Consider the following 12,941-nt stretch of genomic DNA (forward strand, 5'->3'; position numbering starts at 1 on the left):
ACACGATAAACCCAGCCACTAATCCGTACCCCCGCTGCGACGCTCAAACTCACGCTCTCTCCCGCACTTGGCACTGAAGTGACTCTCGGCCTCCCCCCAATTGAGCCGCATCCACCAAAACCGTTACAATCTGCTACCTCATGGAAGAACTGATTCAGCAATTCGCCTCACAGGCACCGTATCTCATCATCATTGGAGTCATCCTCCTCTCGGGATTTGGCGCACCTATCCCCGAAGACCTCCCAATCATGCTCGGCGGCTACCTCTGCGGCAAAACCGACCCCACCGCCTCTGCATACATCATGCTCCCCGCTCTCTTTATCTCCATTGTCGGCGCAGATTGCATCGTCTTCTTCCTCGGCCGTAAATATGGCCACCACGTCCCCAAACTGCCCCTGCTCCGCAGATATCTCACCGAAAAACGCCTCAAAAAAACCGAAGCCTCGCTCAACAAGCACGGCGGCAAATTCATCTTCGTCGCTCGCTTCCTCCCCGGCATGCGTGCACCCGCTTTCTTCACCGCCGGCATATTCAAGCTACCTTATTGGAAATTCCTTTTCTACGATGGCACCGCCGCTCTGCTCTCCGTCCCGTTCTTTTTCTTCGTTGCCTACTTCTTAGCAGATCAATTCGACAAAGCCAAAGCCTGGGCCGCGGAGGTCCAAATCGTCGCCATTTTTGCCATCATCGGACTTATCGCTCTCTTCGTGCTCGCCAAGTGGGGTTTCAAGAAACTCCTCACCCGCTCCGGGGTGTATGATTCCTGATACACAAATTTCGCCTTATTGGACGATGCACACTTAAAGCAGCCGCGCACCACCCCAACAAGAACCCTGCTGCGCTCAGCGTGGATCATTACAATCCCCTTGCAAACCAACACACATAACACATAATCTAAACTATGACGACTGAAAACATGATCACACCGACAAACCTGCGGGATGCATACGACAGCATCAATGAACGGATACATAACGCCGCGGCCAAATCAGGACGACGCGGCAGTGATATCATCATGGTCGCTGTCACTAAGAATGCTACCCCAGACCAAATCCGTACCCTCGTTGAAATGGGGCATGCCGATCTCGGCGAATCTCGCGTTCAACAGCTCGCGCAACGCGCTCCACAACTCAACGAATTCCTCGCACGCAAGAAAACCCTTGCCCGTGCCGCCCCACAATCCGCACTCGGCGTCCCCGATAACGTCCGCTGGCACATGATCGGCCACCTACAACGCAATAAAGTCAAGCAAGTAGCACCACTTGTCACACTTATCCATTCTGTCGATTCACTCCGCCTCGCTGAGGAAGTTCACAACTTCGCAGTACGCACGGATCGCATCATCGACATCCTCATCCAAGTCAACGCCTCCGGTGAAGAGCAAAAATTTGGCGTTGCGGCTCCCGCAGTCAGCCATCTTGCCGAGCAAATCGACACCATGATGCACCTCCGTTTTCGCGGTCTCATGACCATGGCACCCCTTTCTGACAACCCAGAAGATGCTCGCCCCACATTCGCTCGCACCGCTGATATCTTCAACGACCTCCGCAAAGACAAAATCGGCGGCCCAGACTGCAATGTCCTCTCTATGGGTATGTCCAAGGACTTCGAAATTGCCATTGAAGAAGGTGCAAACGTCGTTCGCATCGGAACCGCCCTCTTCGGCTCAAATCCCATGCCTGAAGACGATTAAGCGTCTTGCATACAGGCTGATACTTAGAACCATTACTAGCCCACCATAGATACGGTGGGCTTTTTCATACCTTCTACCATTTCTGACCACCCACCTTCAAACCATCCTCACTTCAAAACCGATATAAATTACAGCCATTCATATTCACTCAACACACGCAGCTTGCCTATCATCAATCACCGCACCAAGGGGATAAATCACAAGCCATGCTCAGTCAAAGCCAAGTCAAAGTCATCCGTCGACCTGACAAATTCCACTCCGACGACGCCCGCGTCATTACACGCTTCTTCGTCATCGGCGGCGAGCATCGCATCCACTCACTCATCGCACGCATACTCCCCCTCAACGAGCCCGAGGTCAAGATCCTCCTCCAACAAACCTTTGATCAATTCGCCGATCGTCATAAAGACATCAAATCCGCATTCCGCAGGCATTTCGGCTATGTTCGCCAATACCTCGATCACCCCGATGAAATCTCAGAAAATAAACAGCTCCTCATCGGCTCGTACTTCACCATGGAGTACTCCATCGAATCAGCTGCCCTCTTCAACCCTTCCATCGTCCTCCACCCCGACCAGTCCGGCATGCTCCCCCATGAAGCTCGCTTCATCATGTCACTCCGCGCCACCGGCGAAGGTCACGTCTCCTCCATCGTCTTTCGAACAGGCAAAATCTGCTGTGATGGACACGTCGAATTCGACCCTCCCGGCCGATTCACCTCAAAACTCCGCACGAACGAAGACCAAACCTTCCAAAAGCACCTCTTCTTCCTCAAGCTCATTGAAATGGCAGCATACTCCGATACCGCTCGCGTCATCCTCGACGAACTTCCCGATTACTTCACACTTCATCACCTTGATCAAAAAATCTCCGAAGTCCGCACCAGACACGACCGCCCCGAGCCTTTCGATGAAACCGCTGAAAACATGCACTGGCTCGCTCGATCCAACTACCACCTCTTCGTTCCACCTGAAACAGATCCTTCCGAGATCGTCATCTTCCCGACCTCAGAAAATGAATCTCGCGGCATCGAAGACGTTCGACTCACACGCTTCATCGATGACGACGGCACACTCACCTACTACGGAACCTATACCGCATACAACGGCTACCGCATCCTCCCCCAACTCCTTGAAACACACAACTTCACGGACATCTCCATCCACACCCTCAACGGCAAGTATGTCCAAAACAAAGGCATGGCCCTCTTCCCCCGACGTATCGACGGCTTCTATCACATGATTAGCCGACTCGACGGCGAAAACATGTTCCTCATGAAATCAGACAACGTCCACTTCTGGAACGAAGCCGTCAAACTCCAAACCCCCCGCTACCCCTGGGAATTTGTCCAAATCGGAAACTGTGGCCCCCCCATCGAAACAGCCGAAGGCTGGCTCCTCCTAACCCACGGTGTAGGCCCCATGCGACGCTACTGCATCGGCGCATCTCTACTTGACCTAGAAAACCCGTCAAAAATCATCGCCCACACCCCACAACCTATCATGGTTCCTGCCGACAACGAACGCGATGGCTACGTCCCCAACGTTGTCTATTCCTGCGGCGCACTCGTACACGACAACCATCTCATCGTCCCGTACGCCATGTCCGACTCCGCCTCCTCCGTCGCCACTATCAAGCTCTCCGAACTGCTCAGCTACATGCGTCAATCCTCTCCCCTCTGCCCTCTCCCCAACAATGGTGAATTCGAACACCACGATTCTGACACACAACTCTAATACTCGAATAGCTAAATAAAAAAAGCCACCCTTTAAGGTGGCTTTTCAATCTAAAATTTAACGGCGATCACTTCCTCTTCATCGCCAAACCAATCATTCCACCCAACAACACCAAGCCAACACCCGGCTCAGGAATCGTCGCAATCCACAAGCTCTTGGCACCACTCGCATCAAAACCCCACCCACTGAAAGTCATCCCATCAGCACTCACTTGCGACGCACTCATCAAATCCCAACCTGCTAATGCATCTGTCAATCCATGCTCTTTCAACAACGTTTCAATTGATCGCATACCATTCACTTCATCCCAAACGAATGGATCCTGCCGGTATGTTGAACCATCATTGACACTACTAGCACCCACAACAAAAGAGCCATCATCAGAAATATCATATGCATAACTGCTGATATTTGATTCGTCTAAACCACCCAGTAGCGTAGCTCCTTCCCCATCAATCCATCTAAATGCCTGCCCACCAAAACCCTCTGCAATCGTCCCTGCAATCATATCCCCCGCATTATTCACAGCCGCCTCACGCTTCCCTGAATAATAATCATACGAATGTCCATAATTTATCCCCAAATCTTCCATGACATCATTCTGTTTCTGGTATCGATAGTAACCGGTTGAACCATCGTCCCGCGTACTCAAACCAACAAGTGTTGCCCCATCACCTGACAGATCCAAACCCACACTATGATTGATTGCCGCATCGTCAGATAGCCATCCCAATCCCTCAAGGCCATCACCTACCGTCCACCGAAAAGCCTGCCTTTTGTCCTGACTATGATCAATACCAGCAATGACATTCCCATCATCACTCACATCAACCGCAACTGAATATTGCCCATCTGCCGCAAGATGCCCCAGCATTGTTACACCCTGATTCTCTACCCATTTCGATGCTTCAGTAATCAATCCTGTGTTCGATTCTCTACTGGTGCTGCCAACGACCACATTACCATCACCAGACACACCATATGCCGTCATCCAATTCCAATCCGCACCATTCAAATAGCCTAGGTACTCAACACCTTTCCCCTGTTCCCATCGGAATCCTTTGCGTAAAAAACCACCTTGATCATCCACATATCCCACCACGACACGCCCATCATCCGACATATCCGTAACACGAACTTTACTGAACGTCGATGTATCATTGATCACACGTTCAAAACTCGCTGCAACACCAATCGAAGACAACCCCATCCCCGCAACAATAGGAACACCACATAACAATACACGCAACTGATTTAGCATTTTGCCTCTCCGGTTAAAATCTGATTTTACACAATATACAATAATAACCAAGCATCGTTAAGAACACATTACACAAACTTTAACACAGGAAATTGCCCCGAAACTACCCAATTTACCCATTCCTACAGCATCACCACCGGATCAACATCCACCGCCGTATGCATATCTGAAAGCAACAACTTATTCCCCCGCATCACACCCATCAACTTCTGCAACTGCCCCGGCTTATCCGCAATCAATTCTATTTCAAACCGGTAATACTCAGCTATCCGTGAAATAGAACATGGCATCTGCTGCAACACATTCACACCAGCCCCAATCGTATCATTACATCTCACCAACTGTTCAAACAGCTCTCTCGCATGCTCCTCACCCTTCCCATGATTTTTGTTCCTCACCACAACCCGCACCATTCGCCTCACCGGCGGATGCCCCACCTCTTCCCTGATCTCTATCTCGCGCTTAGCAAAAGCAACATAATCATGCTCCGCAGCCATCTGAATAATCGGATCATCCCCATTAAACGTCTGCACCACCGCAAACCCTGGCTTCTCACTCCGCCCTGCTCTCCCACAAACCTGCGCAATCAACTGAAACGTCCGTTCCCCCGCACGAAAGTCTGGCATGTTCAACGATGTATCACCACTAATCACACCCACTAATCTCACCTTCGGAAAATCCAAACCCTTCGCAATCATCTGCGTTCCAAGCAAAATATCCACATCCCCTCGCCTGAACCCGTCTAAAGTCTCCTGGTAATCCTGCCCTGTCCGCATCGTGTCCGAATCCATCCGGACCGCTGTAAAGTCTGGAAATTTTTTGCTCAACTCTTCCTCAACCCGCTGCGTTCCAAGCCCAAACGTTGTCACCCGCTTCCCACAATCCGGGCATATCGCCGGGAGTAGCTGCTCTGCCCCACAATGATGGCACTTCACCACTCCCCCAACAACCTGCCTATGCTTGTGATAGACCATCGATACATCACAATACTTGCAACTCATCAGCCAACCGCACTTCTGATCCGGGCACGCGATATAATTCGCATACCCCCTTCGATTCAAAAGCAACATCACCTGCCCCCCATCCCTCACCACCGCTTCAATTCCCTTCTCCAATCGCTGACTCAGCAGATGAATCCCCCGCCGCTCTCTTCGCTCCTCCACCATATCCACAATCTCAACCCGCGGCAGCTTCATCCCTGGAACACGCTCTGCCATACTCACCACACCATACACCCCACGTTTCACCGCATTATAAAAACTCTCAACACTCGGCGTCGCGCTGCCTAATACCACATTAGACCCGCACAATTGCCCCCGTTTCACCGCAACGTCCCGCGCATGGTATCGCGGCACCTGATCCTGCTTGTAACTCCCCTCATGCTCCTCATCTACCAATATCAACTTCAAATCACGCACCGGCGCAAACACCGCACTCCGCGCACCCACCACAATATGAGCCTCTCCCTCATAAATCCGCCGCCACTGCTCATGCCGCTGCGCCGCCGTCAAACCTGAATGCAGCACTGCCACACCATCAAACCGCCCCACAAACCGTCCCACCGTCTGTGGCGTCAGCGCAATCTCTGGCACAAGAATGATGACTCCCGCCCTTTCATCCTTCTTCAAAACTTCTTCAATCAACCGCAAATAAACTTCCGTCTTCCCGCTCCCCGTCACGCCATGCAAAACGTTCACCGCAAACTCATCCAACTTACCCGTCAACTGCTCCAGTGCATCCGACTGACACTGACTAAGCGATGGTTTAACAACACCAAAATTGCCCGCCAGCGCCTCCTCCCTCGCCTGCTGCACCAAATCCCCTCGCGATCTAACCATCGACTGCAATTTAACCTCAAGCACCCCCATCTGCACCAGCTTCTTCACCGGCCCACTCGTCTTCGCCCCCGCCGCATAAGCCAACTCCTTCACCTCAACCCAATCCTCCCCCTGTTGCGTATCATCATCCTTATTACGCTCACCATTTGAATCCGCGCATCGATCAAGCCCACGGGTTCCAACCTGTGGGGTATCTTCTCTGCAACTCAATTCCCCCGCCTTACTCACAATCGCCTTCTGCAATTTCGTTAACTTTTTCTTATGCTGCTCTTCAGGATTAAGCTTCAACCACGCATCACTCAGCCGCACCACCTGCACCTGCTTCGTCCCCGTCTTCTGCTTCACTGCCGCAGGCAGCATCGCCGCAAAAACCATCCCCAAAGGACTGCAATAATAAACACTGATCCACTTCGCCAGCTCCACCAAATCCGCCGTCAACCGTATCCTTCCCTCATCCTTCGCAATCACTCCCTTCACCTTCCCCTTAAGTTTCGCATCCAAATCTTCTTCACCCAGCACGCCCACCACATAACCCCACACCTTCTTATTCGCCCTTCCTAAAGGCACCATCACCCGATCCCCCTCACATAACCCATCACCCTCCTTAAATTCTTTCCCCACTGCATACGTCAGCCCGCCCCCCGCCGCATCACCACCCCGCTCCAGTGCAACCACAACATAACCACCACTCGCATCAACTTTCGCAGCCCGCTTCTTCGTCCCATCACCCAAATCATTGCCAAACAAAGTCTCACTCATTCCCCCAGTATACCGCCCTCACCGCATCCCCGCCCCAACTCTCCCCATCTTCACAACTCCCCCCACTCTTGCCCCAAATTCGCCTTTCATTTCTACTTATAACACTGTCTCTCCACCTTCCCACAACCCTTTCCACATCCCCCAAATCCTCGCCTTTCTCCTGTAAAATAGAAACCCTATGTCCACCACGAAATCGCAAGAAAAACCAAAAAAACTCACGCCCGCCATGCAGCAGTTCTTTCACTTCAAAGAACAATACCCAGGCTGCCTGCTCTTCTTCCGCATGGGCGATTTCTACGAGATGTTCTACGAAGACGCCGAAACCGCACACCGCGTGCTAGGCCTCACCCTCGCGCAGCGTTCCAAAGGTCAACCCATGGCAGGCGTCCCTTTCCACGCCGCCGAAACCTACCTCGCGCGTCTCGTCAAAGCAGGCTACCGCGTCGCCGTTTGTGATCAAGTCGAAGAAGCCTCCCAATCCAAGGGCGTCGTCAAACGTGACGTCACACGCGTCATCACCCCAGGCACCCTCACCGACGAATCGCTCCTCACCGAAGAACAAGTCAATCATCTCGCCGCCGTCTGTTTCCACTCAGACACCGAAGCCTCCATCGCATGGGCCGAGCTCTCCACCGGCTCCCTCCACATCGCCATCCTCCCCATCAGCTCCCTTGCCGATGAACTCGCGCGCGTCAATCCTTCCGAACTCCTCTACGCCGAAACCGCAACAGGCGATACACCCGATCGCATCAAAGCACTCTCCAACTCGCTCGGCTGCCCAACCGCGCCACGCCCCCAATACAACTTCCGCCACGCAGAAGCCATCGAAACCATCAAGCGGCAATACCAAGTTCAAACCCTCGAAGGCTTCGGCCTCGCCCCCGACAACCCCGCACTCGCTCCCGCAGCCGCAATCATTCACTACCTCCTCGAAACACAACGCTCCGAATCAGGCCGCCTCTCTCACCTTCAACCCCCACGCCTATTCGAACGTAAAAACCATCTCGTCATCGACCAAACCTCACTACGCTCACTCGAAGTCGAACAAACCCTTCGCACAGGACAAACCGAAGGCTCACTCCTCTCCACACTACAAAACTGCGTCACCGCAATGGGTAAGCGCATGCTCCGCCATTGGCTCTGCTATCCACTCTGCGAGCAAGCACCCATCGAGCAGCGTCAGCGTGTCGTCGAAGCCCTCGTCTCCGACTCACGTTTCCTCGAACAACTTCGTGAATCACTCGACAACGTCCACGACGTACCTCGCATCATCGCGCGTCTCTCCGTAGGCCGCGCAACCCCACGCGACCTCGTCGGCCTCGGCCGCTCCGCACAGGCTATCCGTGAGATAGAAGACCTGCTCGCCGACCGCCCCACCGTCTCCGACTACCACGCACGCGCCAAAGATCTCCTCGAAGTTCTCACCACACTCGCCGAAAAGATCAATGCCGCCTGCGTCGAAACGCCGCCCGCTCACATGCGTGAAGGCGGCTTAATCAAAGACGGCTACGACGCACAACTCGACGAGTACCGCGTCTTGCAACGTGATTCCCACGCATGGCTCGCCCAATACCAGGCCTCACTCCTCGAAGCCCACGACATCCCCAACCTCAAAGTCGGCTACAACAAAGTCTTCGGCTACTACATCGAACTCACCGCCGTTAACCGCGACAAAGCCCCCGACTCATGGACCCGCAAACAAACCCTCAAAAACGCAGAACGTTTCATCACCCCCGAACTCAAAGAATTTGAAGGCAAAGTCCTCTCCGCCGACTCACACGCCATCTCACGTGAACAGCACCTCTTCGAAACCCTCTGCTCACGTGCCGCGAAACAAATCACACAACTCCAAAACTTCGCCGACCTTGTCGCCGAACTCGACTGCCTCGGCTGCTTCGCGCAACAAGCCATCAAACACCGTTTCATCAAACCCACCATCACACAAGACCCCGTCCTCATCGTCCGTGCAGGTCGTCACCCAGTCCTCGACCAACTCCTCGGCGACCAATTCGTCCCCAACGATAATGACCTCGGCCTCACCAACCTCGCATCTAATTACAAAATAGACTCCGAAAGCTCGCCCCCTGCTCTCGCAACTCTCGGGCTCATCACCGGCCCAAACATGGCTGGTAAATCAACCTACATCAGACAAACCGCCCTCATCGCGCTCCTCGCACACACCGGCTCCTTCGTTCCCGCCGAACATGCAACCGTCGGCATCGCCGACCGTATCTTCACACGCATCGGCGCTTCCGACGAACTCCACACCGGCCAATCAACCTTCATGGTCGAAATGACTGAAACCGCCAACATCTGCCACCATGCAACACCCAAGTCTATCGTCATATTAGACGAAATCGGCCGCGGCACCTCCACGCTCGACGGCCTCTCCCTCGCATGGGCCATCGCCGAACACATCGCACAAACCAAATCACGCTGCCTCTTCGCAACTCACTACCACGAACTCACCACACTCGCCGACCAATACGACAACGTCACCAACCTCAACGTCACCGTCCGTGAATGGCAAGACCAAATCGTCTTCCTCCACCGCATCGCACCCGGCTCAACCAACCGTTCCTACGGCATCCACGTCGCCAAAATCGCAGGCCTCCCCAAATCCGTCCTCGAACGCGCAAACATTCTCCTCTCTCAGCTCGCCGTCTCCCACGAAGGCCCCGCAGCACTCCCAACCCCACCACAAAACCCCACCACCCCAGCAGCCGAACCGCAACCCACCTCAAAACCAAAATCCAAACAACAGCCCGACTCACAGGACTCACAATTCTCCCTCTTCTCAGAGCCAACCTACATCGACCACCCTGCCCTCGACCAACTCAAAAACCTCGATATCCTCAACCTCACCCCCCTCGCTGCCTTCGACCTCCTCCGCAAGCTCCACGAGCAATCCCTCTCCGAGCCAAGCGAATAACACCATCTAACAATCTCATCAACCCTCATTTTCTCGCTTGCCTTGTCGAGACAATTATCACATCGCCCAAAACGATCACAACCCCACTCAATCTTCTTATCATCGTCTATTTCAATTAAACCATCTCCTCGCCATTCATGCTCTCACAACTTCCCTAGAGTCCATAAATTTTCTCACCACATCACTAGACATCCCACGCCACCTCGCCAAATATTTACTGTTGTTCATCCGACCCCCTCCCTCGAGGTTCGTTGGCGAAACCCCACCGTCAACGAACCCATTTTTTTGCCCCCCCCCCCGGAAGTGCTCTTTCTTCTATTTCCTATTTTGTCTTCACCCTTCGCTTCTCTAGCACATCTTTCTCCCCGCCTTTACAATACCTCTCATGACAACTTCCGCTCAGCAGAACAACGATTGCTTCATTGAGACCGCCCTACACGAAGGCCCCGTCTCCATCTCCCCACTCGGTTGGCCCGCCGACTGTGGAGCCGAATGCATCTTTCTTGGCAGAACCCGACTCGAATCACACCCCAAACGCGGCCTCCTCCAGCGCATCATCTATCACACATACCACGAAATGGCCGAAACCAAACTCAACGAAATCGCCATCGCTGCCTCGCAAAAATTCCCCATCCGCGCCATCCGCATCATCCACGCCCACGGCCCAGTCCCCCCCTCACACGCTTCTGTCCTCATCCAAACCGCAACCCCACACCGCTCCGAATCCTTCGCTGCCACAAAGTTCGTCATCGACACCCTCAAACACGCCGTCCCCATCTGGAAACAAGAAATCTGGGCCGACAACTCCTCCACCTGGGTCAAAGGCTGCATTGCACACGACCTCGACGAACACGGTCAATCACAGGACCCCAACCACGACCCCGATCAACATCGCCATCACACACCACCACTTGATCTACCCTACAACCCCTAATCAGCAATTAGACATGATCATCCTTATCAAACCGGGATCATACCTGATCCCAGACCCCACAACCCCACAACCCCACAACCCCACAACCCCACGACCCCACGACCGCCGGCCCCGCGGGGCGTTTGAAACGACACACCCCCAATCGCCTGCAACAACGCAAGCCCAACACACACAACTGCCCCGGGAAGAACCACTTGCGTCATAACTAGCATTAACATCTAGCACTAGCACTAAAAATGACCAAACTCATCCAATCCTTCTACTACCTCTTCCTCGGCTCATGGCTCGGCTCGCTCATCATGCTTGCCCTCACCGCCGCCGCCTCATTCAAAACCCTCCGCACCTACCAAGCCATCCCCGGCATCGAACCCTACAACCTCCCCATCTTCGCCAACAAATACCCCGAAATCCTCGCCGGTGCCGTCGTCGGCCAGTCCGTCGAATACCTCACCCTCTTCCAAATCATCTGCGCCATCGGCACCTTCCTCGCACTCTTCCTCAATTACACCATCAACCGCAAGCAAAACCGCAAACTCCCCTCATTTATCCGCACCACCCTCTACCTCCTCACAGTTGCCACCCTCCTCATCCACATCTTCCTCACCGCTCCCTCCATGAACTCGCTCCGCGACAAAATCTACAACCCCGACATCACCCAAACCGATCGTGACGCCGCCTATACCAAATTCCAATCACTCCACAAATTCTCCGAACGATCCACCGGCTCCGCCGTCTTCCTCCTCGCCGCCATCATCCTCATCTCCCCATTCACCCAAAAACCCAGATCTATCCAACCATTAGATTCACCTCCTACCAACTCATAGTCCCTCCCTCCATCAAGCCCAGCACCGGTGGTGCTGGGGAGTTTAAAGCAAACACACTCAATCATCTGCAACAACTTCATAACCCCGCTTACGACTTGCACAAGCCTACAACACCAACACGACACAAAATGCCAAAGAAAAAAGCTACCAAAAAGAAATCCTCTCGCAGCTACGCACCTCCCACCTACACCCCCGCAGAAAAACGCCGCGCCAAGACCATCTACAACAAACTTCTCGAACTCTACCCCGATGCTCATTGCGCCCTCATCCACAAAAACCCATGGGAACTACTCGTCGCCACCATCCTCTCCGCTCAATGCACCGACGTGCTTGTCAACAAAGTAACCCCAGATCTATTTCGCGCTTACCCCACCCCGCAAGCCACCGCCAAAGCCGACCTTGAAGACATCCGCAACCTCGTCAACAAGGTCAACTTCTGGCAAAACAAAGCCAAGTCCATCCACAACGCCGCCAAGATGGTCGTCACCGACTTCAATGGAGCCGTCCCTACTTCAATGGACGAACTCATCAAACTTCCGGGGGTCGCCCGCAAAACCGCCAACGTCGTTCTTGGCAACGCCTTCAACATCAACCACGGCGTCGTCGTCGACACACACATCGCCCGCCTCTCACACCGCTACAACTTCACAAAGCACAAAGACCCCAAAAAAATCGAACAAGACCTCATGGCCCTCTTCCCCCGCGACACATGGACCATGCTCGCACACCTACTCATCTATCACGGCCGCCAAGTCTGTAAATCTCGACACGCCCTCTGTGACCAATCCCCTCTCTGCACAAAATACTGCTCAAACGCCAAGATAGTCGCCACCGAACGCGCCAACAAAACCAAGAAAAAAGCAGTCAAAAAGAAAGCTACAAAGAAGAAAGCCAAAATCAAAATCTCATAATTAACTATTACCCAATCTCTCAACTCGCTACCATATCATCTGCAATCTCTTTC

9 protein-coding genes are annotated in these 12,941 nt (G+C 53.4%); 7 read left to right on the forward strand and 2 right to left on the reverse strand.

The features are described 5' to 3' along the window. Nucleotides 1–140 precede the first annotated feature (140 nt). The 3 genes from KS4_RS13215 (at nucleotide 141) to KS4_RS13225 (ending at nucleotide 3,429) form a co-directional block, all read left to right on the forward strand. Entirely contained in the window at nucleotides 141–767 is a 627-nt protein-coding gene (locus tag KS4_RS13215; RefSeq protein WP_145078970.1) for a DedA family protein, read from the forward strand. A gap of 134 nt (nucleotides 768–901) precedes the next feature. Further along, nucleotides 902–1,693, forward strand: coding sequence for a YggS family pyridoxal phosphate-dependent enzyme (locus KS4_RS13220; protein ID WP_200761247.1), 792 nt, complete (start codon nucleotides 902–904; stop codon nucleotides 1,691–1,693). 206 nt (nucleotides 1,694–1,899) lie between these two features. Further along, nucleotides 1,900–3,429: a glycoside hydrolase family 130 protein gene (locus KS4_RS13225; protein ID WP_145078972.1), complete on the forward strand. Its 1,530-nt coding sequence runs from the start codon at nucleotides 1,900–1,902 to the stop codon at nucleotides 3,427–3,429. A gap of 67 nt (nucleotides 3,430–3,496) precedes the next feature. Here the strand turns inward: KS4_RS13225 and KS4_RS13230 are convergent, their stop codons facing one another. Both KS4_RS13230 and priA read right to left on the reverse strand, forming a co-directional pair. After that, complete coding sequence (locus KS4_RS13230) at nucleotides 3,497–4,690, reverse strand: hypothetical protein (protein WP_145078975.1); 1,194 nt, start codon at nucleotides 4,688–4,690, stop codon at nucleotides 3,497–3,499. A gap of 122 nt (nucleotides 4,691–4,812) precedes the next feature. After that, complete coding sequence (priA, locus tag KS4_RS13235) at nucleotides 4,813–7,287, reverse strand: replication restart helicase PriA (protein WP_145078978.1); 2,475 nt, start codon at nucleotides 7,285–7,287, stop codon at nucleotides 4,813–4,815. Between the two features lie 178 nt (nucleotides 7,288–7,465). On the opposite strand from priA, the gene mutS reads away from it, so the two are divergent. From mutS to nth, 4 genes are all read left to right on the forward strand, one after another. Then, entirely contained in the window at nucleotides 7,466–10,219 is a 2,754-nt protein-coding gene (gene mutS / locus KS4_RS13240; protein WP_145078981.1) for a DNA mismatch repair protein MutS, read from the forward strand. 385 nt (nucleotides 10,220–10,604) lie between these two features. Beyond that, the gene (locus KS4_RS13245; protein WP_145078984.1) at nucleotides 10,605–11,153 is read left to right on the forward strand and encodes a molybdenum cofactor biosynthesis protein MoaE; all 549 of its coding nucleotides are present in this window, start codon (nucleotides 10,605–10,607) and stop codon (nucleotides 11,151–11,153) included. Between the two features lie 236 nt (nucleotides 11,154–11,389). Continuing rightward, on the forward strand, nucleotides 11,390–11,977 hold the full coding sequence (locus KS4_RS13250; RefSeq protein ID WP_145078987.1) for a hypothetical protein: 588 nt from the start codon (nucleotides 11,390–11,392) through the stop codon (nucleotides 11,975–11,977). A 128-nt stretch (nucleotides 11,978–12,105) separates the two neighbouring features. After that, on the forward strand, nucleotides 12,106–12,888 hold the full coding sequence (nth, locus tag KS4_RS13255; protein ID WP_145078989.1) for an endonuclease III: 783 nt from the start codon (nucleotides 12,106–12,108) through the stop codon (nucleotides 12,886–12,888). Nucleotides 12,889–12,941 lie beyond the last annotated feature (53 nt).

This window comes from Poriferisphaera corsica (assembly GCF_007747445.1).
In the GTDB taxonomy this organism is placed as follows: Bacteria; Planctomycetota; Phycisphaerae; order Phycisphaerales; family Phycisphaeraceae; genus Poriferisphaera; species Poriferisphaera corsica.